We start from the raw sequence: 25,879 nt of genomic DNA, 5'->3' as shown, positions 1-25,879 counted from the left end.
AAGGAACGGACGCTTCCTTTGTACTCACCCAATCTCTCGGGCTTTCCTCCGGGCTTCCCTTCGGTGTTTCCAACCTTACCAGAGTATTTCCGGCCCGATTTCCATCGGAGCGAATCTGCTCTGCGGGCGGTTGAAAGCCCGTCCGTCTTCGGGCGCACCGCTCCGCATCGGAAGATGTGGATCTGGTTTGCCCCTCGGAGCCAGGTTGCTCGCAGTGTCTGCGGCGTGGCCCCGTCGACGGGTTCGTAAACGTACTGGAGCGGGGCGCTCGATTGCAAATCGAGGGCCCCGCTCCGGTTTGAGGCTGCTGAGGGACCGTCAGACCTCGACGACCACCGGCAGGATCATGGGCCTGCGGCGGTAGTTGTCCGAGACCCACTTGCCCAACGTGCGGCGGACGAGCTGCTGGAGCTGGTGCACCTCGGTCACCCCGTCCTGTGCGGAGCGGTTGAGGGCTTCCTCCAGCTTCGGGATGACGGCGGTGAAGTCCGCGTCGTCGATGCCGGATCCCCTGCTCTGGACGTGCGGACCGCCGGTGATCTTCCCGGTCGAGCTGTCGACCACCACGAAGATCGAGATGATCCCCTCGTCCCCGAGGATCCGACGGTCCTTCAGGGCGGTCTCGGTGACGTCGCCGACCGAGAGGCCGTCCACGTACACATAGCCGGCCTGGACCTTGCCGACGATCTTCGCCTTGCCCTCGACGAGGTCGACCACCACACCGTCCTCGGCGATGACGACCTGATCGTGCGGCACTCCGGTCAACGCGCCCAGCTCGGCGTTGGCGCGGAGGTGGCGCCATTCACCGTGCACCGGCATAAGGTTGCTCGGTTGGCAGATGTTGTAGAAGTACAGCAGCTCACCCGCGGAGGCGTGGCCGGAGACGTGCACCTTGGCATTGCCCTTGTGCACGACGTGCGCGCCCCAGCGCGTCAGGCCGTTGATCACGCGGTACACCGCGTTCTCGTTGCCCGGGATCAGCGAGGAGGCCAGGATCACCGTGTCGCCGGGGACGATCCGGATCTGGTGATCCCTGTTGGCCATCCGCGAGAGCGCGGCCATCGGCTCACCCTGGGAACCGGTGCAGACCAGTACGACCTCGTGGTCGGGGAGGTCGTCCAGCGTCTTGACGTCCACCACCAGTCCGCCGGGCACCTTCAGATAACCGAGGTCGCGCGCGATGCCCATGTTGCGGACCATCGACCGGCCGACGAACGCGACGCGGCGGCCGTACTCGTGGGCGGCGTCCAGGATCTGCTGGATCCGGTGGATGTGGCTGGCGAAGCTCGCCACGATGACGCGCTTCTGGGCGCCGGCGAACACCTGCCGCAGCACCTGGGAGATCTCCCGCTCGGGCGCGACGAAGCCGGGGACCTCCGCGTTGGTGGAGTCCGACAGCAGCAGGTCGATGCCCTCCTCGCCCAGGCGGGCGAAGGTGCGCAGGTCGGTGAGCCGTCCGTCGAGCGGCAGCTGGTCCATCTTGAAGTCGCCGGTGTGGACGACGAGGCCCGCGGGGGTGCGCACGGCCACGGCGAGGGCGTCGGGGATGGAGTGGTTGACCGCGACGAACTCGCAGTCGAAGGGGCCGATTCGCTCGCGGTGCCCCTCCTCGACCTCCAGGGTGTACGGCCGGATGCGGTGCTCCTGGAGCTTCGCCTCGATGAGGGCGAGCGTCAGCTTGGAGCCGATCAGCGGGATGTCCGCCTTCTCCCGGAGGAGATAGGGGACGGCGCCGATGTGGTCCTCGTGGCCGTGTGTGAGGACGATGCCCTCGATGTCGTCGAGGCGGTCCCTCAGGGTGGTGAAGTCCGGCAGGATCAGGTCGATGCCGGGCTGCTCCTCCTCCGGGAAGAGAACACCGCAGTCGATGATCAGCAGACGGCCGTCGAACTCGAAGACGGTCATGTTTCGGCCGATCTCGCCCAGGCCGCCGAGCGGTGTGACACGCAGGCCGCCCTCGGGCAGCTTGGGCGGCGGGCCGAGTTCGGGGTGTGGATGACTCAAAAGACTCTCCTCACCGCACACGCCACGCACCCTCGAAGGGGCACGTGGCGCGTGCGATCTTTGTGCGCTTGCAGTTGTGGGTCGTTCGCTATGCAGTTGTGGAGTCTGCGGGTGACAGGCGTACGCCACCGGCGGTCAAATCGCGACGGAGCTGCTCAGCTTCCTCGTCGGTGAGCTCGACCAGCGGGAGGCGCAGCGGCCCGCCGGGCAGGCCCTGGCTCATCAGCACCGCCTTGGTCGTGATGACGCCCTGGGTGCGGAACATCCCGGTGAACACCGGCAGCAGCTGCTGGTGGATCTCCGTCGCCTTGGTGACGTCACCGCTCAGGTGGGCTTCGAGCATGGCACGCAGCTCGGGCGTGACGACGTGGCCGACCACCGAGACGAACCCGACGGCGCCGACGGAGAGCAGCGGGAGGTTCAGCATGTCGTCGCCGGAGTACCAGACGAGTCCGCTGGTGGCGATGGCCCAACTCGCCCTGCCCAGGTCGCCCTTGGCGTCCTTGTTCGCCACGATGCGCGGGTGCTCGGCCAGACGCACGATCGTCTCGGTGTTGATCGGCACGCCGGAGCGCCCCGGGATGTCGTAGAGCATCACCGGCAGCTCGGTGGCGTCGGCGATCGCGGTGAAGTGCCGGTGCAGGCCCTCCTGCGGCGGCTTGTTGTAGTACGGCGTCACGGCCAGCAGGCCGTGCGCGCCCGCTGCCTCGGCAGCGCGGGCGAGCTCCAGGCTGTGCCGGGTGTCGTTGGACCCGGCGCCCGCGACGACGTGGGCACGGTCGCCGACCGCCTCCACCACGGCGCGCACGAGCGCGGCTTTCTCCGCATCCGTGGTGGTCGGGGACTCGCCGGTGGTGCCGTTGACGATCAGGCCGTCATTGCCGGCGTCCACCAGGTGGGCAGCGAGACGCTGCGCGCCGTCGAGGTCGAGTTCGCCGTCGGCGGCGAACGGGGTGACCATCGCGGTCAGGACCCGCCCGAAGGGCGTCTGCGGTGTGGAGGTCGGAGCCATGGATCCCACGCTACTCGCAGCAGGCTGTTCGGCGCTCCCTCGGGGGAGGTCATGAGGGAGCCCGGTACTGCCTGCTCGGGGGTTCAGGCAGTACCGGGTCCGGACTTCAGCCTAGATGAAAATGGAGAAAAGCCGCAATTCGGACACCGCGATCCGTGCACCCGCCGTTCGCCGCCGGGCGGGTCGGGCGCTTACGGAGCGACGCGACCGTTGGTGTTGAACGCCTCGTGGGTCAGCGGCATGAGTTTGGTCCACTGCTCCTCCATGAGCTCGGCGACCATCTCGATCTCGCGCTGCGGGAAGGACGGCACCTTCGCCTGCTCGTGCTTGGTGCGCAGGCCGAGGAAGTGCATCAGCGAGCGGGCGTTGCAGGTGGCGTACATGGAGGAGTAGAGGCCGACGGGCAGCGTCGCGCGGGCGACCTCGCGTGCGACACCGGCGGCCAGCATCTCCTGGTACGCCTCGTAGGACTGGCGGTAGGAGTCCGCCATGCTGCGCCCGACCAGCTCCAGCTGCTCCGGGGTGCCCTCGACGAACTCGTACTTGCCCGGACGGCCCTGCTGCACCAGCTTGCGGGCGGCATCGGGAATGTAGAAGACCGGCTCCAGCCGGCGGTAGCGCCCGCTCTCCTCGTTGTAGCTCCAGCCGACGCGGTGGCGGTGGAACTCGCGGAAGACGAACAGCGGGGCGCTGATGAAGAAGGTCATGGAGTTGTGCTCGAAGGGACTGCCGTGGCGGTCCCGCATCAGGTAGTTGATCAGGCCCTTGGAGCGCGCGGGGTCCTTCTCCAGCTCCTCCAGGGACTGCTCCCCCGCCGTGGAGACCCTGGCCGCCCACAGCACGTCCGTGTCGGTGGCGGTGTGCTTGACCAGCTCGACGGTCATGTCACTGCGGAAGCGAGGGGTGTCGGCGTCGGTCACCGGTGGGGTCCTTCCCAGGTGGAGCGGTGCGTGCGCCGTACAGCCTACGGCCGGGCAGTGACAGCCCGGGCCCGCCTCCCGCACTTTCGGGTGACACGAAACAGACGGTGTGACCAGAACGTTGCCGGAAGCGGGCAACGAACGTGCTCGTCCGCTCGTCTGTACCCATAGCACAGGAAGTAGCGGTTGGGGAGGGGTCAGAGATGTTCAGGCGTTCCGAGAGGGTTCCGTTCGCCTTCGTCGCCGAGGGCGAACAGTTCCGGGACAACGTCGCGCCGCCGCCGCGGGAGCGCGCCTCGCTGGGCCAGGTGGCCGGGCGGACGCTGACCGGACTCGTCGTGGTCGCCGGGCTGGTCGGCTCGCTCCTGCTCGGGATGCCCGCGCTCGACGCGGAGCAGCAGCGCGAGCGCGTCCAGGAGCAGGAGCAGGCCGGCCACGAGCGCTGAGCGGGTACGACGGGCGGGCCGGCGTGGTTGGCGGACGTGCGGCGGCCGGTGGGCGGTCGACGCGCGGAGTGTCGTGATCGGACGTACCCGGTCAAGTCGCGCTTCACGGGTGGGTGTTGAGGTGGCACGGTGGTGCGGGCTTCGGCCCGACCGCCTGGAGAGTGGGCGGACGGACCGCTAGCCTCACCCGTCACAGGCTTCGGCCTGCCACGAGATCGCGACCGTGAACGAGGATCCGCCGTGCCCATGCCCTTCCTGACGGCCGACCGTGAGCTGCACTCGCCGTCCGAGCCCGCCGACATCCCACTGCCGTACTCGGACCGGGGGCGCTGGCGGCGCCCCTACCGGCCCGGGCCGTGGCGGGTGGCGCGCTCCGCGGTGCTGCTGCTCCTGGCGGCGTTCCTGCTGATGACCGCGGTGCTGAGCACCCTCGCCGGCAGTCTGCCCGCGGCCGGGCTGAGCCTGGCGCTCGGCGTGCTGGTGATCGGCTGCTCCCTGCGGATGCTGCGGGTGGGGATCTGGGTGAGCTCTCACGGGATCCGACAGGTCGGCCTGTTCTGGACCACCACGCTCGACTGGCACCGGGTCGCCGCGGTGCGCACCGTGCAGCAGCCGGTGCGCTGGCTCGGACTGCCGCGCACGGTGCAGGGCCAGGCGCTGGTGGTGCACCGCCGCGACGGCGACCCGTTGCGAGTGCTGCTATCCGACCACAGCGCGGACTTCTTGAGGAAGCCCGCGGCGTTCGACCGGGCCGCCGACGTGCTGGAGAGCTGGGCCGAGGACTACCGGGCCGAGCCCGTCTGAGTCGCCCGGCGTGTGAAATCCCTGCGCCCCGGCCCCGGAACGGCATCTGCCGCCTCCGGGGCCGGGGCGCAGTGGTGCTCGGTCGGCACCGGGCGCGGAGGCGGTGGGTCAGAGGGCCAGGGGATCAGGGGGCAGAGGAGTCAGGGCCGGCGGTGCAGAGTGATGGCGTGCTGCATCGCCTTGCGAGCGCGCGGAGTGTCGCCGGCGTCGTGGTAGGCCACCGCGAGCCGGAACCAGCTGCGCCAGTCCTCCGGCTGCTCCTCGGTCTCCGCCTGTCGGCGGGCGAAGACCGCGTCCGCCGAGGCGCGGTCGATGCGGCCGCTGGGTGTGCGTTCGAGTTCGTCGACGGGCAGGCCGCCCTCCTCCTCCAACTGCTTGGACAGCCGCCCCGCCCGCTGGGCGAAGAGGGTGCTGTGCCAGAGGAACCAGAGCCCGATCAGCGGCAGCACCAGCACCGCGATGCCGAAGGCGACGGTGGCGGCGGTGCCGTGCCGGATGAGGGCCACGCCCCGGCCGCCGACCAGCAGGAAGTACACCAGCAGGAGGGCGACCAGGACGAAGTAGGTGATCTTCGCGCGCATCGGTGGACTCAGCCGTCCAGGTCGAGGAAGTGCTCGAGCCCGAAGGTCAGTCCCGGGGTCCGGGCGATCCGCCGTACGCCGAGCAGGACTCCGGGCATGAAGGAGCCGCGGTTCATCGAGTCGTGCCGGATGGTGAGGATCTCCCCCTCGCCGCCGAAGAGGACCTCCTGGTGCGCGACGAGGCCGCGCAGCCGTACGGCGTGCACGGGTACGCCGTCCACGTCCGCTCCCCTGGCCCCGTCCAGCGCCGTGCTGGTGGCGTCGGGCTGCGGCGGGCAGCCCGCCTCGTCCCGGGCCGCGGCGATCAGCTGAGCGGTGCGGGCCGCCGTACCGCTCGGGGCGTCGGCCTTGTTCGGGTGGTGGAGCTCGACGACCTCGACGGATTCGAAGAACCTGGCCGCCTGTTGGGCGAAGCGCATCGTCAGGACGGCGCCGATGCCGAAGTTCGGGGCGATGAGCACGCCCGTGCCCGGTGACGCGGCCAGCAGCTCGCGCAGGGTCGCCAGGCGCTCGTCGGTCCAGCCGGTGGTGCCGACGACGCAGTGGATGCCGTTGCGGACGCAGAACTCCACGTTCTCCATCACCGAGTCGGGATGTGTGAGTTCGACGGCGATCCCGGCGCCGGCTCCGGTCAGAGTGTCCAGGCTGTCGCCCCGGCCGAGCGCCGCGACCAGCTCCAGGTCCTCCGCGGCCTCCACGGCCTGTACGGCTTCGGCGCCCATCCGGCCCCTGGCTCCGATGACGGCGACGCGCGGCTTGCTCATCTCGTGGGTGTTCCTTCGCTGTTCCAGTGGTGCGGGACGTTGCGGTGGTGCGGGGACGGGAGTGGTCAGGCGACGATCCGGTCGAGCCGTGCGGTCTGCCGGTCCGTCAACGGGCCGATGACCGAGATCGAGGGCGTGCGCTCCAGGATGTCGGCCGCCACCTCGCGCAGTTCGTCCGGGGTGACCGCGGCGATGCGGCCGAGCATGTCGTCCACCGACAGCTGGTCGCCGAAGCACAGTTCGCCCTTGCCGATGCGGTGCATCAGCGCGCCGGTGTCCTCCAGCCCCAGGACGGTGGAACCGGAGAGCTGCCCCACCGCGCGGCTCAGCTCCTCGCCGGACAGCCCCTTGCGGGCGACCTCCTGGAGCTGCTCCCGGCACAGGCGCAGTACGTCGTACACCTGGTTCGGGCGGCAGCCGGCGTAGACGGTGAAGTGGCCGCAGTCGGCGAAGGCGGAGTTGTAGGCGTACACCGCGTACGCCAGCCCGCGCTTCTCGCGCACCTCCTGGAAGAGCCGGGAGCTCATCCCGCCTCCCAGCGCCGCGCTGAGCACCGACAGCGCCCAACGCCGGTCGTCGGTGCGGGAGATGCTCGGCATGCCCATCACGACGTGCGCCTGCTCGGTGCTGCGGCGCACCACCTCCACGCGGCCCTCCGCCGGAATGTGCAGGCTGCCGGCGCGCGGCGCCAGCGGTACGGCGTGCGGGTCGGTGGAGGCGCCGGCTCGCGCGAACGCGGTCTGCACCTGCTGCACGACGGTGTCGTGGTCGATGTTGCCGGCGGCGGCCACGACCAGCCTGGTGGGGTCGTAGTGCTCCCGGTGGAAGGCGGTGAGCCGGTCGCGGGTGAGCGCGTTGACCGAGTCGGCGGTGCCGAGCACCGGGCGGCCGAGCGGGGTGTCGCCGAAGAGCGTGGCGGCGAAGAGGTCGTGGACGCAGTCGCCGGGGTCGTCCTCGGTCATCGCGATCTCCTCGAGGATGACGCCGCGTTCGGCGTCCAGGTCCTCGGTGCGGATCAGCGAACCGGTGAGCATGTCGCAGACGACGTCGATGGCCAGCGGGAGGTCGGTGTCCAGGACGCGCGCGTAGTAGCAGGTGAACTCCTTGCCGGTGAAGGCGTTCATCTCGCCGCCGACGGCGTCCAGCGAGGCTGAGATGTCCAGGGCGCTGCGTCGCTCGGTGCCCTTGAAGAGCAGGTGCTCCAGGCAGTGGGTGGCGCCGGCCAGCGCGGGCGTCTCGTCCCGCGAACCGACGTGTGCCCAGATGCCGAAGGTGGCCGAGCGGACGGACGGCAGGCTCTCGGTCACCACGCGCAGACCGCCGGGCAGCACGGTTCTGCGGACGGTTCCGACGCCGTCCCGGCCCTCGACCACGGTCTGGGCGGAGGGCGTACCGGTGAGCGGCTGACGGGCGACGGCCCGCCCCACCTGTGCGGTGGGACGGGCCGTCGGGAGGGACGGGTGCGTCACTTGGCGGCGTTGTCCTTCGAGTCGTCCGCGGAGTCCTCGGCCTGCTCGCCGTCCTCGTCCTCCAGGACGGGGATCAGCGAGAGCTTGCCGCGCTGGTCGATCTCGGCGATCTCGACCTGGACCTTCTGGCCGACGCCGAGGACGTCCTCGACGTTCTCCACGCGCTTGCCGCCGGCGAGCTTGCGGATCTGCGAGATGTGCAGCAGACCGTCCTTGCCGGGCAGCAGCGAGACGAAGGCGCCGAAGGTGGTCGTCTTGACGACCGTGCCCAGGTAGCGCTCGCCGACCTCGGGCATCGTCGGGTTGGCGATGCCGTTGATCGTGGAGCGGGCGGCCTCGGCGGCCGGGCCGTCGGCGGCACCGATGTAGATGGTGCCGTCGTCCTCGATGGTGATGTCGGCGCCGGTGTCCTCCTGGATCTGGTTGATCATCTTGCCCTTGGGGCCGATGACCTCACCGATCTTGTCCACCGGGATCTTGACGGTGATGATCCGCGGGGCGTTCGGGGACATCTCGTCGGGGACGTCGATGGCCTCGTTCATCACGTCGAGGATGTGCAGCCGGGCGTCGCGCGCCTGCCCGAGGGCGGCGGTGAGCACGGAGGCGGGGATGCCGTCCAGCTTGGTGTCCAGCTGGAGCGCGGTGACGAACTCACGGGTGCCGGCGACCTTGAAGTCCATGTCGCCGTAGGCGTCCTCCGCACCGAGGATGTCGGTGAGGGTGACGTAGTGGGTCTCGCCGTCGATCTCCTGGGAGATCAGGCCCATGGCGATACCGGCGACGGCGGCCTTCAGCGGCACACCGGCGTTCAGCAGCGACATGGTGGAGGCGCAGACCGAGCCCATCGAGGTGGAGCCGTTGGAGCTCAGCGCCTCGGAGACCTGGCGAATCGCGTACGGGAACTCCTCGCGCGTCGGCAGCACCGGCACCAGGGCGCGCTCGGCGAGCGCGCCGTGGCCGATCTCGCGGCGCTTCGGGGAGCCGACGCGGCCGGTCTCACCAGTGGAGTACGGCGGGAAGTTGTAGTTGTGCATGTAGCGCTTGCGGGTCACCGGGGAGAGGGTGTCCAGCTGCTGCTCCATGCGCAGCATGTTCAGCGTGGTGACGCCCAGGATCTGGGTCTCGCCGCGCTCGAACAGCGCCGAGCCGTGCACCCGCGGGATGGCCTCGACCTCGGCGGCCAGGGTGCGGATGTCGGTGACACCGCGGCCGTCGATGCGCTTCTTCTCCTTGATCACGCGCTCGCGGACCAGCTGCTTGGTGAGCGAGCGGTACGCGGCGGAGATCTCCTTCTCGCGACCCTCGAACTGCGGGAGCAGCTTCTCGGCGGCCAGACCCTTGACGCGGTCCAGCTCGCTCTCGCGCTCCTGCTTGCCGGCGATGGTGAGCGCCTGGGCCAGCTCGTCGCGGACGGCGGCGGACAGCGCCTCCAGGACGTCGTCCTGGTGGTCCAGGAAGATCGGGAACTCGCCGGTGGGCTTGGCGGCCTTGGCGGCGAGGTCCGACTGGGCCTTGCAGAGCGCCTTGATGAAGGGCTTCGCGGCGTCCAGTCCGGCGGCGACGACCTCTTCGGTCGGCGCCTGGGTGCCGCCCTTGACCAGCTCGACGGTCTTCTCGGTGGCCTCGGCCTCGACCATCATGATCGCGACGTCGCCGTCGGGCAGGACACGGCCGGCGACGACCATGTCGAAGACGGCGTCCTCCAGCTCGCTGTGCGTCGGGAAGGCGACCCACTGGCCCTTGATCAGCGCGACACGGGTGCCGCCGATCGGGCCGGAGAAGGGCAGGCCGGCGAGCTGCGTGGAGCAGGAGGCGGCGTTGATGGCGACCACGTCGTAGAGGTGGTCGGGGTTGAGCGCCATGATCGTCTCGACGATCTGGATCTCGTTGCGCAGGCCCTTCCGGAAGGAGGGACGCAGCGGACGGTCGATCAGGCGGCAGGTGAGGATCGCGTCCTCGGAGGGGCGGCCCTCGCGGCGGAAGAAGGAGCCGGGGATCTTGCCGGCGGAGTACATCCGCTCCTCGACGTCCACCGTGAGCGGGAAGAAGTCGAGCTGGTCCTTGGGGTTCTTGGACGCAGAGGTGGCCGACAGCACCATGGTGTCGTCGTCCAGGTACGCGACGGCGGAGCCGGCGGCCTGCTTGGCCAGGCGTCCCGTCTCGAAGCGGATGGTGCGGGTGCCGAAGGAACCGTTGTCGATGACGGCCTCGGCGTAGTGGGTTTCGTTCTCCACTAGGTGTTTCTCCTCGTCTGTGTCCGCGACGCGTGTCGCCGCGGACTCCTCAGCGGTGGAGCGCCCCCGGTGCGGGCCGGTCTTCGATCGAAGCCCCCGGACGCGGTGTGCGTGTCCGAGCGCCACTACCGAGGACCGGCGTCGAGGGGGTGCGCTCCGCCTCGTGGTGCAGGCCGGGACTCGTTGTGCCCGGTCTGCCGTCAGTGGTGGTGCTGTGCTTGCCGTGCTCGTCGGTCTGTCGGGCCCGTGCGCGGCGCGTGCGCCTGCCTCGGGCCGGGGTCGTACCTCGTGACGAGCTGGAACCAGCCTACAAAGGTTCCGCTCCCGGGGCGGCGCGGCCCGTCGGGAGAAGCGAGGTACGACGAAGGGAGCGGTCCCCGGTCGGGAACCGCTCCCTGCACGTCATTCAGCGGGCGCCGGCCGCACCGCGGCGGATGCCGAGGCGCTCGACCAGGGCACGGAAGCGCTGGATGTCCTTCTTCGCCAGGTACTGCAGCAGGCGGCGGCGCTGACCGACGAGCAGCAGCAGACCACGGCGGGAGTGGTGGTCGTGCTTGTGGGTCTTCAGGTGCTCGGTCAGGTCGGTGATCCGCTGGGTGAGCAGGGCAACCTGGACCTCGGGGGAGCCGGTGTCACCCTCCTTGGTGGCGAAGTCCGAAATGATCTTGGTCTTGGTGGCAGCATCGAGAGACGACACGCGTACTCCTTGGTGAGTCGTTGCCCTGGTGGGGCAGCCTTCGAGTGCCCCTGGTCTCGTTCACAGGGGAGCTTCCGCAACTCGGGAGGCGGGCTCGCTGGGCGCTTCCGACGGATCTCCGCGCACGGCGGATCCGGGGTGCGTACACAAACGGCCGCCCTCAGGGTACACGAGGCCGGAGGGCGGCCATTCGGGGGTGCCGGGTGGGTGGGAACCGGGCTGTGCCGGGTGGGTGGGAACCGGGGCCCGGCCGGGTCAGCTCGTCATCGACCTGGCCGCCGCGTACACCTCGAGAACGGCGAGGGCGAGCGGCAGCAGCGAGAGCAGCACCAGCCCCTCGAACATGTCCAACAGCCTTCCCCAGAACGGCGACACGCCCTTGCTGGGAACGATCAGACCGACGCCGATGATGACCGCGGCGCCGATCGCGATGCTGCTGGCGAACCAGACGGTGTGGACGTTGAGCGGGCCGCTGTCGCCGTCCCGGTAGAGCGCCTGGAGCGCCTCGACGGGCGGGTCGAGCGTCATGCCCAGAAGCAGCAGCAGGATGGTCACCAGGCCGCCGATCATCAGGCAGGCGACCTGGGCGGTGTAGTCGAAGAGCCGGGCGCGCAGTATCAGCGCCAGACCGCAGGAGAGCGCCAGCAGTTGGGCCCAGGTGTTGTCGGTGAAGCCGAGGATGACGCCGGCGGCGACCGCGACCAGGGCGGAGGAGCCGGCGACCAGGCCGAGGAGCAGCTCGTGGCCGCGGCGGGCCTGGGCGCCGATGCGCAGGAAGTCGACGGCCTCGTCGTGGTTCTGGTTCTTGCTGTCGTACTCGCGGCCCTGGGCGATCTGGTCGGGCGAGCGGTAGCCGATCGGCAGGCGCGCGAAGCGGGCGGAGAGCCCGGGGAGCCAGGCGACCAGCGCGATGCCGACAACTGCGGTGATGGCGGCGACCTCGCGCGGCGGCGCGTCGGTCAGGATGCCGACGAAGGTGGCGACCGTACCGGCCGCGGCGAGGAACGCGGCGGCGACGAACGGGGAGTCGCCGTGCGGCAGCAGCGCGACCAGGAGCACCGAGGCGATCAGCACGACGACGCAGCCGACCAGCAGGTGGAGCCGGCCGGGGCCCTCGCCGTTGTCCAGGCCGAAGACGCCGGAGCCGGCGAGCATCAGATGCGGGAGGGAGGCGAGGCCGAGCGCGATGGCGGAGCCGCGGTCGTCGTAGACCCGCGCACGTACGCCGGAGAGCGCGACGAGCGCGACACCGGTCACACCGGCGATGATGCCGGCCAGGCTGTGCATGTCGCGCTCGAGCGGGTTGGAGAACCACAGGACGAACGCCATCATGCTGAGCAGGAGCACACCGGCGGTGAGCCCCGCGAGGTTCATCAGGTCGTCGCTCCAGCGCCGGCGGTCGCGGCGGACGGTGGAGGCGACCGCGTCGGAGACGTCGTCGAAGACGGCGGGCGGAAGCGATTCCGCGAAAGGCCGCAGCAGCAGTACGTCGCCGTCGAGAATGCGCTGTTCCGCGAGGGAGCGACCGGCGTCCAGCACGGTGCCGTCGCGGCGAACGAGGTGATATCCGGTCGGACTTCCCTCATTCTGCGACTGTCCGGAAAGCTGGAGGATTTCCGGATAGATATCGACAAGCGGCACGTCCTCGGGCAGCGCCACGTCTATCCGTGCGTCCGGCGCGGCAACGGTGACCCGGCAGAAGCCGGTACCTGCGGTCGTACTCACCTGGCGGTGCCCCCTCGGCCTGAAGTTTGGGTGTTGTCCGAACGCCTGCAGGGATATGCGGCGGCGGAGCGTCAGCGTACCGTCGGATACGGCAACGGCCCCACCCACCCCGGGTGTTGTTGCATGTCAGTAGGATCACGGGCAGGGCCAACTTCGATCGACGCGTGTCTGTCGGTACCTGTGCGGTGTATGTGACACGTGGGTCGTGGCAGTGGGTCGGGGGGATCGCTACACACGGGAGCGGTCCGACACTTGCGAGAAGCTGAAGGACTGGTGCGCCGGTGAGCGTGATTGTCGTCAAGCGCCCTCCTCGGGCCCTTCCGCCCGAAATACCCGATGAGGAGGTCACGCTCGAACCACCGCCGGAGATTCCGCGCGAGACCGACAACAACATGCTGATGAACCTCCTTCCCATGCTGGGAATGGGAGGTTCGGCCGCGTTCTTCTTCATGCCGGGTATGGGCAACCCGTTTATGAAGGTGATGGGCGTGATCATGCTGGCGTCCACGCTCGCGATGGTGATCGCGCAGATCGTCAAGGCCCGGCAGGGCCCTTCCGGCCAGATGACGCAGGACCGCCAGGACTATCTGAAGTACCTGTCCCAGAAGCGGCGCGAGATCCGGCGGACCGCGCACCGGCAGCGGGACAACCAGCTCTTCCTCCACCCGGCGCCCGACCAGCTGTGGTCGATCGTCGCCGAGGGCAGGCGAGTGTGGGAACGCCGCGCCTCGGACGCCGACTTCGCCCAGATCCGGGTGGGGCTCGGCCCGCAGCAGCTGGCCACCCCGCTCAAGGCCCCGGAGACGGCGCCGCTGGACGAGCTGGAGCCGCTGACCGCACACGCGATGAAGCAGTTCCTCGCGGTGCACGGCACCCTCGACGGTCTGCCGCTCGCGGTCTCGCTGCGCGCCTTCTACCACATCACCGTCTCCGGCGAGCCCGACACCGTGTACGGGACCTCGCGGGCGATCGTCGCGCAGCTGTGCACGCTCCAGTCGCCGGAGGACCTGACCGTCGCGGTGGTCGCCGCGCCGGGTGCGCTGGCCGAGTGGGAATGGGCCAAGTGGCTGCCGCACACGCAGCATTCGGCGCTGGACGGCGCCGGCACCAGTCGGCTCATCACCGACGACCTCGGCGAGATCGAGGAGCTGCTCGCGGACGCGCTGGACGGCCGTACCCGCTTCAACCCCAAGAGCGCACCGGTCGCCGACACCCAGCACGTGGTGATCGTGCTGGACGGCGGCAATGTGCCGCTGGACTCGGTGATCGCCGGCTCCGAGGGTCTGCAGGGCGTCACGATCATCGAGGTCGTACCCGGTGAACTCGACGAGCTGCGCAGCTCGTTGGCCGTGATGGTGCGACCGGGCCGACTGGAGCTGGAGTCCTCGGGCGGAGCGGTGTACGAGGGCGTGCCCGACGTGCTCTCGGTCTCCGAGGCCGAGTCGCTGGCGCGGCAGCTGGCGCCGCTGCGGGCGGGCAGCGCCGACGGCGACGAACCGCTGCTGGCCAACCTGGACTTCACCGATCTGATGAACATCGGCGACGCCGGCTCCGTCGACGTCTCCCGCACCTGGCGTCCGCGCACGCTGCACGAGCGGCTGCGGGTGCCGATCGGCGTCGGCCAGGACGGCATGCCGGTCATGCTCGACGTCAAGGAGGCTTCGCAGGAGGGCATGGGCCCGCACGGCCTGTGCGTCGGCGCCACCGGCTCCGGCAAGTCGGAGCTGCTGCGCACGCTCGTGCTCGGCCTCGCGGTGACGCACTCCTCGGAGACGCTGAACTTCATCCTCGCGGACTTCAAGGGCGGCGCGACCTTCACCGGCATGTCCGACATGCCGCACGTCGCGGCCGTCATCACCAACCTCGCCGACGACCTCACCATGGTCGACCGCATGCGCGACGCGATCACCGGTGAACTCCAGCGCCGACAGGAGCTGCTGCGCTCGGCGGGCAACTACGCCAACATCACCGACTACGAGAAGGCGCGCGCGGCCGGCGCACCGCTGGAGCCGCTCTCCTCGCTGGTGATGGTGCTGGACGAGTTCTCCGAACTCCTCAGCGCCAAGCCGGACTTCATCGAGATGTTCATCCAGATCGGCCGCATCGGCCGCTCCCTGGGCGTGCACATGCTGCTGGCCTCGCAGCGCCTGGAGGAGGGCAGGCTGCGCGGTCTGGACACCTACCTCTCGTACCGCATCGGTCTGCGGACCTTCTCCGCGGCCGAGTCGCGGGCGGCGATCGGTGTCCCGGACGCCTACCACCTGCCGAACGTCCCGGGTGCCGGCTATCTGAAGTACGACACCGAGACGATGGTGCAGTTCAAGGCGGCGTACGTCTCCGGCCCGTACCGCGCGGGCGGCGGGGGCGGCGGCGGGGGCGGCAGCCGTACCGACCGGCTGCCGGTGCTCTTCACCGCCTCGCACGTCGAGCGGTACGTCATCGAGGAGCCGGCCGAGCCGCAGAACCAACAGCCCGAAGAGGACGACGCGTTGGCCGACACGGTGCTGGACGTCATCGTCCAGCGGCTCCAGGGCCAGGGCCCGCCCGCCCACCAGGTGTGGCTGCCCCCGCTGGAGGACTCGCCGTCGCTGGACAGGCTGCTGCCCGCACTCGCGGTCACGCCAGAGCGCGGAGTGCACGCCGCCGAGTACACCGCCACCGGAAAGCTCGTGGTGCCCGCGGCGATCGTGGACAAGCCGTTCGAGCAGCGCCGCGACGTGATGTACATGAACTTCTCCGGCCAGCTCGGCCACGGCCTGGTGGTCGGCGGTCCGCAGTCCGGCAAGTCGATGATGCTGCGCGGCATCATGGGCGCCTTCGCGCTCACCCACACCCCGTTCGAAGTGCAGTTCTACTGCCTGGACTTCGGCGGCGGCGGCATGCTCGCCTTCGAAGGGCTGCCGCACGTGGGCGGCGTGGCGACCAGGCTCGACGCGGAGAAGGTGCGACGCACGGTCGCCGAGGTCGTGGGCATCCTCAACGCCCGCGAGGAGTTCTTCCGGGACAACAGCATCGACTCCATGGGCACCTACCGGCAGCGCCGCAACGCCGGCCAGTACCCGGACCAGGCGTGGGGCGACGTCTTCCTGCTCATCGACGGCTGGTCCACCTTCAAGACCGACTACGAGATGATGGACCCGGTCATCCTGGACATCGCCAGTCGTGGTCTGGGCTTCGGCGTCCACCTGGTCGTCACCTCCTCCCGCTACACCGAGGTGCGACCCGCGCTGCGCGACCAGCTGCTCAACCGCGTCGAGCTGCGGCTCGGCGACCCGATGGAGTCCGAGTTCGACCGCAAGCGCGCGGAGAACGTCCCGACCGGCCAACCCGGCCGCGGTCTGACCCCGGACAAGCTGCACTTCCTCGGCGCACTGCCGCGGATGGACGGCTCGGGCAACGCCGAGGACCTCTCGGACGGCATGACGCACTTCGTCTCGACCGTCTCCGAGCACTGGCAGGGCCGTCCGGCCCCCAAGGTGCGGATGCTGCCGACCATGCTCTCGGTCAACGAGATCCCGGCCGGCGGCGACTACCCGCAGCGCGGTGTCGCGCTCGGCGTCGACGAGACGACCCTCTCCCCCGCGTTCATCGACTTCGAGAACGACCCGCTCTTCGTCATCTTCGGCGAGAGCGAGTCGGGCAAGTCCTCCGTGCTGCGACTGCTCGCCAAGCAGATCGCCGAGCGGTACGCGACGGACAAGGCGCTCATGGTCGTCGCCGACTACCGCCGTGCGCTGCTCGGCGAACTGCCGGACAGCCATGTGTACAAGTACTGCGCGGCCGGACCGCAGCTCCAGGAGGTCCTGGAGGGTCTGGCCGGCTCGCTCGGACGCCGGATGCCGGGGCCCGACGTGACGCCCGAGCAGCTGCGCAACCGCAGCTGGTACGACCTGCCGGACGCCTTCGTCATCGTGGACGACTACGACCTGGTGGCCAGCGGTCAGAACCCGCTCAACCCGCTGCTGGAGTACCTGCCGTTCGCCCGCGACGTCGGCCTGCGGCTGATCCTGGCACGCAGCTCGGCGGGTGCGTCGCGCTCGTCCTTCGAACCGGTCATGCAGCGTACGAAGGAGCTGGGCGCTCAGGGCCTGATCCTGTCCGGCGACCCGGCGGAGGGCCCGCTGATGGGCAACTTCAAGGCGACCAGGCTGACGCCCGGCCGTGGGCAGTTCGTCACCCGCAAGGGCGGCGGACAGCTCGTGCAGACCGGTTGGATGCCGCCGCGGAGCTGAGCATCGTGTGACGAGAGGGCGGGCCCGGTGGAGTCTTCACCGGGCCCGCCCTCCGTCGTACGGGTGGGGTGCCGGGGTGCGGGGTGCGGGTGGGCGCAGACGCGGGTGGTGCCGGCGCGGGGGCGGGCTGGACGCGGGGTGCGGGTCTGGGTGCGGGACGCGGATGTGGTGCGGGACGCGGGTGCACGGGGTGGTGCGGACGGGCGGACGGCGCGGGCCGGTGCGCGTACGCGGGCCTCGGGCGCGGGCCTCGGGCGCGGGCCTCGGGCGCGGGCCTCGGGCGCGCGCGGTGGGGTGGGAACGTGCGCCGGCCGACCCGGCGGCAGGTGCGTACGGGCCGAGTTGCGCGCCTGCGGGCGGCGGGCGAGTGGGAGCGGTCAGCCGAAGGCGCCGCGGGGCGGGTGGTCCGCGCCTCCGGGCACCGTTCCCGCGATCGGCGCCGAACCCGCGGCGGGGTCGACACCCTCCGGGTCGACGCCTTCGGGGTCCGTACCCTCCCGATCCGGGCGGTCGCGGTCCCCCGTCCCCGTCCCGGTGTCGGGGTCGGCGCCGGGGTCGGTGTCCGGGAACAGGTCGCTGTCGATCCGGCTGCCCGCCGAGTCTCCTCCGCCCGTGGTGCCGTCCCGCCCTTCGCCGGGGGCGCGGTCCCCGGGACCTTCGCCCGCGCCGTCGCCGGGGTTGCCGCCCTCGATCGGTTCGGCCCCGGTGCTCTCGCCGAGCATGCCGTCCGAGCGGCGCAGGAAGGCCGGGTCGTACGGCGTGGTGGGCAGCGCGGGAGCGCCGGCACCCGCGCCGCCCCCGGTGCGCTCGAAAACGGTGGCGATGGTGGCGGCCAGCTTGGCGAGGGCGGAGACGACGGATTCGGTGTTCATCGGCGTCGGCAGCCCACCGCCCACCGGACCGTCCCCTTCGCTGCCTCCGGAGCCGACTCCGGCCCCCGGCACGGAGGCGCCTGTCGAGGTACCGGAAGAGCTCCCCCCGGGCGCGCCGGTGGCGGAGAGGTCGCTGTCGAGCGCCAGGCTGCCGTGGGTGAGCCCCGCGCCCAGTCGCTGACCGACGAAGCTGTCGAGCGCGCTCGTGGAGTCGCCGCCGTCGCTCGCCGCGCCGTCCGGCTTCCCGTCCGAAGCGCCGTGCGCCTCCGTACGGGAGAGGCTGCCCGCCGAGGCCGAATCGTCCGCGCCGCCCGGCTCGGCGCCCGCGAGCTGGTCGCCGCCGACACCGGCGTCGCCGGACCCCGCGGGGTCGCCGGCGAGCTGTTCGGCGGCGTCCGCCGCCTGTTCGAGATCGCCCGCGGCCAACTCGAAGGCGGGCAGGGCCTCTTGGACGGCGGAACGCAGCAGCGCCCACTGACCGGCGAACCCCTCGGCTCCCGAACCGCGCCAGTCGCCCGTGAGCACTCCGCCCACCTGCCGGTCGAGCGCCTGCACGGTCTCGTCGACCCTGGCGCCGAGCTCGCGCCAGCCCCGCGCGGCTTCCCGCAGCGCCTGTACAGCTTCGTTCCGGTCGCTCACAGCAGGTCCCTGATGTCGTCGGCGAAGTCGTCCTGGACCGAGGAGGTGTTGCGCACGACCTCCTTGACGCCGCTGGACGCCTCGTCCAGCCGGTCCTGGAGCTTGCCCACCACGGACCCGGCGAGCTCGACGGCCTCGGCCAACTGCTCGTAGGAGACGGAGTCCAACCGCTCCAGCACCTCGCGCACCGGTTCCAGGTCCGTGCTGCGGCGGAAGTCCGAGACGTAGCTGCCCAGGTCGTAGGCGTGGTGTGCGAGCGAGCTGCCGAGCTGCCCCAACTCTTCGATGTTCACATGGAGTCTGTCGGACATCTCTTCTCCCGCATCGGCCGCCGTACAGCTTTCACAGATGTAACACACATCATCCGACAAAGGTCCGCCCAGACCCCGTTCCCTCCGCCTACCCCGGTACGGGCGGCCCTACGACGGTTCGGAACGTGCCGCACACCACTGCCGCTTGGCGAAGCCCCCTGCCCGACCGTGCCCGGCTCGGCCAACCCTCTGGTGGGCAGCGGCGGCGAGGGCTGAGAATATGAGGACGCGGCCGGGAGCACGGGCCGCGGCAACGACGCGAGGGAGGGGAGCCCGGTGAAGGACGAGCGGGACATTCAGGAAGAGAACCTCATGGAGGATCTCGAGGACCCGATGCAGGCCCGCGACGTGCGCAGGTCGCTGGAGCAGCTGCGCACCATTCCCGGCGTCGACCCGCGCCTCCAGGAGATGGCGCGCGAACTGCTCTCCGGCCGCACGGGGCTCAAGGACATCATCGAGAACCCGCGCTACCTCGCCGCCCTCGGCGACAACATGCGCGAACTCCAGGAGCGGGACGACCGGATGACCCCCGAGGAGCGCGAGCGCTCCAAGGAGCAGGCCGCCGAGTTCTTCCGGCAGCAGGAGGAGGACGCGGCCCGCGAGGACGCCGAGCGCGAGCAGACCGCGCGGGAAGCCAGGGAGAACGGCCCGAAGCCGCGCCACCGCGGCGGTCAGTGACCAGCGAATCCCGTGTGACGACCCTGTCCCATCGGGGAGTTGACGGATGACGCCGTCCACCGACTGTGCGACGGTGGACGAGCCAGCAGCACCAGCGGCAGCGCGCGGCGTCCGGTGACACCGCGCGAGAGAGAACGGGGGTGGCCATGTCGAACGAGAGTCTGCAGTCCAAGCCGGCGGTCCTTCAGACCGAGGGCAAGAACATGCAGCAGGTCAGCAAGGACTTCAACACCGCGCTGACGACGCTGAAGAACACCTTGACCGGCATCGAGGCGGGCGACCGTCCACCGTGGGGCGGCGACGACATCGGCAGCAGCTTCGGCGCCCTGTACGAGGGGTTCCGGGACGGCATGTACGAGTCGATGGGGCACCTGGTCGGCCGGGTCGACGACATCGGCAAGGGACTGACCGGGATGGGCGACAACCACGAGGTCAACGAGGACTTCAACGACTCGCTCGTCAAGGCCGAGGAGGCCAGGGCCGAGAAGCTGGGCATCGGCAAGATCCCCCACCTCGGCGGCGGCTGACCCCGGGCGGCGGGCCAGGCGGGGCAGGGCGCGACGACGCGGCTGCGCGCGGGGGTCCCGGAGGTGCGCGGCGAAGGCTGATCCCGATTAGCGGGGCGCGACGACGCGGCTGCGCGCGGGGCGGGCTCGACGGCGGCGAAGGCTGACTCCGATTGCGGGGCGCGGGGGTACGCGTGCGGGGCGGGTGTGAGCCGCGGTTGCGCGCGTGAGGAGCGGCGGTTCTTCGCCTGAGCGCCGCAGTTCTCCGTGTGAGAACCACAGTCGTTCGCCCGAGGGCCGCCGTTCTGTTGGTTCTGTTCGGTTGAGGGGCTGAGGTCCACGCGCGACGTTGTGTGCCTCGCGGGCGGGAGCCTCCGACCCCACGGGCACCCGACTTCAGCGCGCCCGATGTTCGGACCGGACGCCGAGCTGCCGCGGGCGGGAGGTGTTGCCCACGCCGGCCGCCCCTCCTGCGACGGTTCCCGTTGCGACGGCTGCCGCGGGGGCGGGGGCTGTGGTGGCAGGAGCCGTGACAACCGGGCTGTGGCAACCGTGCCCAGTCTGCTGTGGTGAAGGTTCGTGCGGCGGCGACCCCCGCAAGGCGTACCCGCCCGCCCGCGTGAAGTGGCGTACAGCTGCGAGGAACGCGGACACAGAGTGCCCGGCCGCTGCCCGACCTCGTACGGATCCGGCAGATGCGGTGACGAGCCCGATCTCAACTGCCGTTACAGAGCGGGGAGTTGATTACGACTCGCGACGAACGGCCGTCCGTCCGCACCGGGTTCGTCAGTGCTCGACCCCGTCGTACCCGGCCCACTCGTCTCCACCAGTGGGCTCGCACATACGATTTCCACGTACGGTTCGACGTTCGCGTGCGGCACGGACCGTCGGCAGCGCCCCGGGATTCCGGGCGTCGTCGGCGTCGACGCGACAGCAGAGGAGGGGAGCACCATGTCCGGCTCGTCGCAGCCCCACAGGCCCCACCCCTACATCGGCGGGCGCAACGCCGTGCTGCGCACCCTCGCCGCCTGGCAGATGGACTGGCCGGGCGCGCCGCGCGTCGTCGTCCTCACCGGCAGCCCCGGCACCGGTCGCACCCGGATCCTCGAGGGCTTTCTGATGTTCGGCGACCCCGAGCAACGGGCCCGGCTCGACCCGGACTCGCTCGACCCCGCGACCGTACCGCCCGACCTTCCCCCGCCGACGGTCCTCTCCCCCGCCGGACGCACAACTGGCGAGATCCTCGCCGACCTTGCGGACGCGCTCGGTCTGCCCTCCGCCGAGCCGGACCGCGTCTTCGCCGAACTCGCCGCGCGTACGGAGCCGTTGGCGCTCGTCGTACCGGAGGTCGACCGTGCGGGACCGGTGGCGGCGGCGGAGGAACCCGTACGGCTCGTGCGCGAGCTGCTGAAACCGCTGGCCGCGCTGCCGACCGTACGACTGGTGGCAGCGGTGCCGCGCGCCCTCGCGACGGAGCTGAAGCGCGAACCGACGCCGGGCACCGCCCTGTTGATCGACCTGGACGAGAAACGCTGGTCAGACCCGGAGGGCCTGGCCCACCAGGCGGCGAGCCACCTGGACGCAGCCGCCGCCTCGGCGGACGCGGTGGGGCCGGCGGGATCGGCGGAATCGGCGGATTTGCCGGGCGCGACGGACACTACGGGTTCGCCGGGCTGTACGGGCTCCACTTTCGGGACGGCCGGGGCGGTCCACCCGCTCCTCGGCCCTGAGGCCGCGCACCGCCGCAACCTCGCGGAGGCGTACGTCGCCCGCCTCGACGCAGGCGCGCAGAGCCGGCTGACCGTTCGCCTCGCGCTCAACTCCGCGCTGGCCCAGGCCGATTGGTTCTTCGCACATCACGGGAAGGTCCAGGCGGAACCAGCACCCGATGTCTCGGAGGGGACGCCCGCGGCCGACCCCGTCACCGCGCTCGCAGAAGCGCTGCCGACCGACCTCTCCGCCGTACTCGACCTTCACGCCACTCGCGCGGGCGTCGAGCCGGCCACCCTGCGCGCCGTACTCACACCGCTTGCCCTGGCCGAGCACCAGGGGCTGCCGGCGGAGCTGCACGGCCCGCTGGCAAGCGCCGTCGCGGGACGCGACATGAACACCACGGTGGCCGAACTCGCCGCGCTCACCGAGCCGTTCGTCGAACGCGTGGAGGGTCACGACGGCGACCGGACGCGGACGCTGCTGCGCCTGGTCCACCCCGCCCTCGCCGACACCGTCCGCGCCGGGCTCCAGGACGTGGGCACCGCGCAGACCCGGACAGCGATGGCCCTGCTCGAGGAGGTGCCGGAGCAGGACTGGTCGAAGGCTGATCCGTACGTGCGCGACCACATCGCCTCCCACACCCTGGCAGCCGGGCTGCTCCCCCAACTCCTCACCGATCCCGGCCTGTTCACGTACGCGGACCCGGTCTGCCTGCACGCCGCAGTCGAGTCCGTACCGTACGACTCGCTCGGCGCCGCGGCCCGCACCTATCTGCGCACCGCTCCCGCACTCATCGACGGCGACGTCCCGCCGGGGCGCCGCGCGGAGCTCCTCGAAGCCGCCTTCACCGCCGACGGCCTCACCGCCCACGCCACCGCCCTGCGCCAACTCGCCACCCAGAGCGGCTAGCCACGGGCACGGGACGGCGTCGGACGTCTCGGGCGTCGGGTTCACAGAGCTGAGGATGGGGCTCGGGGCTTGAGTCGTGCCGGAGGAGGTTGCTGTCCAGAACTCGGCTACCTTGACCGCGTCCGGTTCACAGGGCGGGTCACAGCCAATGCAGTACGGCGGCGTCATCGCTGCCCCCGCCCTGCGCGTTCGGCGAACTCGACCCACGTGCTGAGGAGAAGCCAGGATGTGACCCCGACCATTGCCACGTACTGGATCACTCGGACCGTGTCGGGGCACGTTCGTCTCGGAAGGGACGACCTGACAGCTGAACAACCGCCCGTACACGCAGTGGTTCCCCGAAGCCCCAGTGGCTTCGGGGAACCACTGCGTGTACGTCAGTAGCCGCGTGGGCCGCCCGGCGGCGGGCCCTGCGGATGATGGCCAGGTGGCCCGGGCGGATGATGGCTGGGCAGGCTCTGGGGATAGTTGCCCGGCATGGGCGGCTGCCCCTGATGCGGAAACGGCCCCGGCGGGCCACCCGGCCCGCCCCAACCCGGCGGCGGAGGCGGATTGTTCCTCCTCCGCCTGTTCCGGGACACCAGAGCGAACACGGTGGCCAGAACCCCGATCGCACCGAAGCCCACAAGCGCCAGGATTCCGTGCAACTTGTAAGGGTTGGTGTCGTCGCCGCCGTTAAGGATCTCCTCGGCTGCCTTCGCCTCCCGCTCAGCACGGCCCCCGGTGTCCCTAGAGCCGGGCTCACCCGCCCCCTTCGGCGCGGTCAGCGGGCCGTTCACCGGCCCCTCGGTGAGATCGTCGGTAAGCGCTCGCAACGGACGGATCATTCCGTAGCCGTAGTACTCGTTGGGAGCCTTTCCCATTTCCTCCGGCAGCAGTGCAGTTCTCGTAAGACGACTGACGATTTGCCCGGCTGTAAGATCCGGGAACTTGGCCCTCAGCAACGCGACGGCACCGGAAACGTAAGCGGTGGCGAGGGAAGTACCGTTCGCCGACTCGTAATCCTTCCTGACCGCCGCAGTGTTGATGTTCACTCCTGGTGCGGTCAGAGTCAGGCCGTCGTCGTAGTTGGACTCCTCCCAGAGATTACCGGCCTCGGTGACAGCACCGACGGAGACAACTCCATCGGAATCCGCCGGGTAAGCGATTCCCCGCACTCCGTCGTTCCCTGCACCGGCGACGACGACCACGTCGTTCTCCCAGGCAAGCTTGATCGCCTTTTCTTCGGCAGAGGAAGCGAAGCTTCCGGCAATCGACACATTGATGATGTCAGCCTTCTGCTCGACCGCATAGTCAATGGCGGCACCCAGCGTGTGGCCGCTGTACTTGCCGTCAGGACGGTCGGCCTTTACGGGAAGAATCTTTGCCTTCGGCGCCAGGCCGACAATTCCGTCCCGGTTGCCCGGCCCGTGGCCGTGGCCCGCGATGAGCGAGGCGACACCGGTGCCGTGGTCCTTGCCATTCACGTTGCCCGGGCCACCGCTGTGAGCGTTCCAGCCAGGCAGCACATTGTCCTGAAGGTCAGCATGGCTGCCGTCAACACCGCTGTCGATCACGGCAACTGTGACACCTTGCCCCTGGGACTCCTGCCAGACCTTCTCGGCGTCGAATGCTTCCAACGCCCACTGACTGTCGCGCGTGCTGTCCGCCGCGGCCGCCGGCGCAGTTCCCGCCAGCAATGCTCCAGCCAGTGTCAAGCTGCCTACGACACGCGCTGAGTATGCGAGCTTCATCCTCTGACGTTCCCTTCACGAAGGCGCCCGCCTTCCCGGTTGGCAGATGACCTTCTGGTCACAGCCGCTGACGACACGTCGCCCTACTCAATGACGCGAGGAGCGACGTTCTTCTTCGGTGTCCAGGATTCCTCGTCCTCAACCAGGTAGTCAGGACGGTCACTTCGGTTCTTCTCGCTGCTCCCGGCGCCACGCGAGCCGGGAGCGCCCATCATGCCCATGCCACGCCCTGCGCCCTTACCCGCCTGGGATCCGCCACGGCTGCGGTGCAAGCCTGAGCCGCCCTGGGCCCCAGCGCCGCCACGACCGGGAGTGCCCACGGTACCGCCGCTCTTCCTGGCGAGCCCACCACGCCCAGCCCCGCCCTTGCCTGCCGCACCGCCGCCGGCACCACCTCCCATGCCCGGCATGCCGCCCATGCGCCCCGCACCACCGGCGCCCGCGCCACCAGCTCCGGACATGCCGCCAGGCAGTCCGCCGACTGCACCTGCTCCGCCGCCGCTTCCGGCTCCTGCACCCGAACCGACGCCACCGGAGCCGGACAGACCACCCAGGTTGCCCGCTCCGGAACCGGCGCCCCCCGCGCCCGCACCGATTCCTTCGAGCCCGGTACCGACCTCGCTGCCCGGCTTCGGGCCACCGATCCCGTCCAAATCGCCCGTGCCCGGCTTGAATCCGGGGCTCTGCCCCTCGTAGCCCGGCACGTCTGCCGTCGGCATCTCAGCGCCAGGACCGGCGCCCGGACCGCCGCCGCCGGGCTTGAAGGGCGAGATGTCCGGCATTCCACCAGGGCCACCTGGCCCGTTGGGGCCTCCAGGACCTTTCGGCATGTCGGGCCCTGTGACCTCCCGCCTTGCGTTGTCGATCTCCTTCGTGGCTGACCGGTAGACGGCCGCCAGTTGCTCTACATAGTGCGCTGCCTCGAGTTGCCGCTCACGGCCGATTGACAGGCTGCCCGCGTTGTTGTTCACCGCCTGCGCGATACTGATAGCGGGGTTATTCAGATCACGGTTCAGGCCGCTGTCGTCCCTGCCTGCGCCTGTGGCGAGGTTGAAACCTGCAATGGCGGGGCTAAGGACTGAGGCGGCGCCGACGGGACCAGAGCCCAACATGTCACTGCCCCGGTCTTTCAGCCGCTCCAATCGGCTCGGCTCCTTCACCGAGTCGACGAAGTCCATCACCTCGTAGAGACGTTGCGCGGTCTGCTCCAGCACACTGCCGACCGCGGAAGGCTTGTACGAAGCCTTGGCAAACTCCTGACTGATCTCCTGCGCGCGCTTCGCGAATTTCTCCGCAGATTTGCCGTGCCAGCTATCAAGCACCTTCAGGACTGCGTCGTCGAACTTCTTCTTCAGACCGCTGTCGCCATCCCTACCCACCAAGTCGTCGTGGAGCTCTACCCAGTTCTCGCCCACCGTCCGGACGTGGCCGGGGTCTGCCCCCGAGACCATCTCCTTGACCTCGCCGAGCCCCTTGTCAATGAACTGCTGACGGCTGACCAAGTCCGCGCCGGCCTCAGGCCCAGCACCCGCATTGGGCGGCGAAGCAGAGTACTCGCCCGAGCCGCTACCGGCAGGAGCCGATGGCGGAGGGACGTACGGTTGCTGCGAACCATACGGATTACCACTCG

The 25,879-nt window shown here is 70.2% G+C and carries 19 protein-coding genes; 6 read left to right on the top strand and 13 right to left on the bottom strand.

Translation table 11 applies throughout. The features are described from left to right. Positions 1 to 318 precede the first annotated feature (318 nt). The 3 genes from MTQ01_RS23405 to thyX form a co-directional block, all read right to left on the bottom strand. Positions 319 to 2,004: a ribonuclease J gene (locus tag MTQ01_RS23405; RefSeq protein WP_247492838.1), complete on the bottom strand. Its 1,686-nt coding sequence runs from the start codon at positions 2,002 to 2,004 to the stop codon at positions 319 to 321. 88 nt (positions 2,005 to 2,092) lie between these two features. Then, on the bottom strand, positions 2,093 to 3,016 hold the full coding sequence (gene dapA / locus MTQ01_RS23400; RefSeq protein WP_247492837.1) for a 4-hydroxy-tetrahydrodipicolinate synthase: 924 nt from the start codon (positions 3,014 to 3,016) through the stop codon (positions 2,093 to 2,095). A 191-nt stretch (positions 3,017 to 3,207) separates the two neighbouring features. Next, positions 3,208 to 3,900: an FAD-dependent thymidylate synthase gene (thyX, locus tag MTQ01_RS23395; RefSeq protein WP_247492854.1), complete on the bottom strand. Its 693-nt coding sequence runs from the start codon at positions 3,898 to 3,900 to the stop codon at positions 3,208 to 3,210. A 239-nt stretch (positions 3,901 to 4,139) separates the two neighbouring features. Here thyX and MTQ01_RS23390 point away from each other — a divergent pair, with 239 nt between their 5' ends. Both MTQ01_RS23390 and MTQ01_RS23385 read left to right on the top strand, forming a co-directional pair. Continuing rightward, positions 4,140 to 4,382: a hypothetical protein gene (locus MTQ01_RS23390; RefSeq protein ID WP_247492836.1), complete on the top strand. Its 243-nt coding sequence runs from the start codon at positions 4,140 to 4,142 to the stop codon at positions 4,380 to 4,382. Positions 4,383 to 4,622: 240 nt separating this feature from the next. After that, positions 4,623 to 5,186: a hypothetical protein gene (locus MTQ01_RS23385; RefSeq protein ID WP_247492835.1), complete on the top strand. Its 564-nt coding sequence runs from the start codon at positions 4,623 to 4,625 to the stop codon at positions 5,184 to 5,186. 140 nt (positions 5,187 to 5,326) lie between these two features. Here MTQ01_RS23385 and MTQ01_RS23380 read toward each other — a convergent pair whose 3' ends face one another. From MTQ01_RS23380 to eccD, 6 genes are all read right to left on the bottom strand, one after another. Next, positions 5,327 to 5,767, bottom strand: coding sequence for a tetratricopeptide repeat protein (locus MTQ01_RS23380; protein ID WP_247492834.1), 441 nt, complete (start codon positions 5,765 to 5,767; stop codon positions 5,327 to 5,329). 8 nt (positions 5,768 to 5,775) lie between these two features. Further along, entirely contained in the window at positions 5,776 to 6,531 is a 756-nt protein-coding gene (gene dapB / locus MTQ01_RS23375) for a 4-hydroxy-tetrahydrodipicolinate reductase (RefSeq protein WP_247492833.1), read from the bottom strand. A gap of 65 nt (positions 6,532 to 6,596) precedes the next feature. After that, positions 6,597 to 8,000, bottom strand: a complete 1,404-nt coding sequence (locus tag MTQ01_RS23370; RefSeq protein ID WP_374207847.1) for a M16 family metallopeptidase — start codon at positions 7,998 to 8,000, stop codon at positions 6,597 to 6,599. Next, positions 7,997 to 10,234 (bottom strand): polyribonucleotide nucleotidyltransferase, encoded by a 2,238-nt coding sequence (locus tag MTQ01_RS23365; RefSeq protein ID WP_247492832.1) that lies wholly within the window; start codon positions 10,232 to 10,234, stop codon positions 7,997 to 7,999. Before MTQ01_RS23365 ends, MTQ01_RS23370 begins: the two co-directional genes overlap by 4 nt. A 406-nt stretch (positions 10,235 to 10,640) precedes the next feature. Continuing rightward, the gene (rpsO, locus tag MTQ01_RS23360) at positions 10,641 to 10,931 is read right to left on the bottom strand and encodes a 30S ribosomal protein S15 (protein ID WP_247492831.1); all 291 of its coding nucleotides are present in this window, start codon (positions 10,929 to 10,931) and stop codon (positions 10,641 to 10,643) included. Positions 10,932 to 11,186: 255 nt separating this feature from the next. Further along, positions 11,187 to 12,656, bottom strand: coding sequence for a type VII secretion integral membrane protein EccD (gene eccD, locus MTQ01_RS23355; RefSeq protein ID WP_247492830.1), 1,470 nt, complete (start codon positions 12,654 to 12,656; stop codon positions 11,187 to 11,189). A 281-nt stretch (positions 12,657 to 12,937) separates the two neighbouring features. On the opposite strand from eccD, the gene eccCa reads away from it, so the two are divergent. Continuing rightward, positions 12,938 to 16,888 (top strand): type VII secretion protein EccCa, encoded by a 3,951-nt coding sequence (eccCa, locus tag MTQ01_RS23350; RefSeq protein ID WP_247492829.1) that lies wholly within the window; start codon positions 12,938 to 12,940, stop codon positions 16,886 to 16,888. A 377-nt stretch (positions 16,889 to 17,265) separates the two neighbouring features. On the opposite strand, the gene MTQ01_RS23345 is transcribed toward eccCa, so the two are convergent. Together MTQ01_RS23345 and MTQ01_RS23340 are read right to left on the bottom strand one after the other, a co-directional pair. Further along, entirely contained in the window at positions 17,266 to 18,399 is a 1,134-nt protein-coding gene (locus tag MTQ01_RS23345; RefSeq protein ID WP_247492828.1) for a WXG100 family type VII secretion target, read from the bottom strand. Then, a complete protein-coding gene (locus MTQ01_RS23340; protein WP_247492827.1) occupies positions 18,396 to 18,710 on the bottom strand; it encodes a hypothetical protein in 315 nt (104 codons plus the stop codon). The genes MTQ01_RS23345 and MTQ01_RS23340 overlap by 4 nt, the downstream gene beginning before the upstream one ends. 276 nt (positions 18,711 to 18,986) lie before the next feature. Here MTQ01_RS23340 and MTQ01_RS23335 point away from each other — a divergent pair, with 276 nt between their 5' ends. The 3 genes from MTQ01_RS23335 (at position 18,987) to MTQ01_RS23325 (ending at position 22,516) form a co-directional block, all read left to right on the top strand. Then, positions 18,987 to 19,388: a hypothetical protein gene (locus MTQ01_RS23335; RefSeq protein WP_247492826.1), complete on the top strand. Its 402-nt coding sequence runs from the start codon at positions 18,987 to 18,989 to the stop codon at positions 19,386 to 19,388. 146 nt (positions 19,389 to 19,534) lie between these two features. Next, positions 19,535 to 19,915, top strand: coding sequence for a hypothetical protein (locus MTQ01_RS23330; RefSeq protein WP_247492825.1), 381 nt, complete (start codon positions 19,535 to 19,537; stop codon positions 19,913 to 19,915). 930 nt (positions 19,916 to 20,845) lie between these two features. After that, a complete protein-coding gene (locus tag MTQ01_RS23325; RefSeq protein WP_247492824.1) occupies positions 20,846 to 22,516 on the top strand; it encodes an ATP-binding protein in 1,671 nt (556 codons plus the stop codon). A gap of 377 nt (positions 22,517 to 22,893) precedes the next feature. Here the strand turns inward: MTQ01_RS23325 and MTQ01_RS23320 are convergent, their stop codons facing one another. Both MTQ01_RS23320 and MTQ01_RS23315 read right to left on the bottom strand, forming a co-directional pair. Further along, positions 22,894 to 24,249 (bottom strand): S8 family serine peptidase, encoded by a 1,356-nt coding sequence (locus MTQ01_RS23320; protein WP_247492823.1) that lies wholly within the window; start codon positions 24,247 to 24,249, stop codon positions 22,894 to 22,896. A gap of 83 nt (positions 24,250 to 24,332) precedes the next feature. Further along, positions 24,333 to 25,751 (bottom strand): hypothetical protein, encoded by a 1,419-nt coding sequence (locus MTQ01_RS23315; protein ID WP_247492856.1) that lies wholly within the window; start codon positions 25,749 to 25,751, stop codon positions 24,333 to 24,335. Between the last annotated feature and the right edge of the window lie 128 nt (positions 25,752 to 25,879).

This window comes from Streptomyces sp. XM4193 (assembly GCF_023072595.1).
In the GTDB taxonomy this organism is placed as follows: Bacteria; Actinomycetota; Actinomycetes; order Streptomycetales; family Streptomycetaceae; genus Streptomyces.
This window is presented reverse-complemented; position numbering and strand designations above follow the sequence as displayed.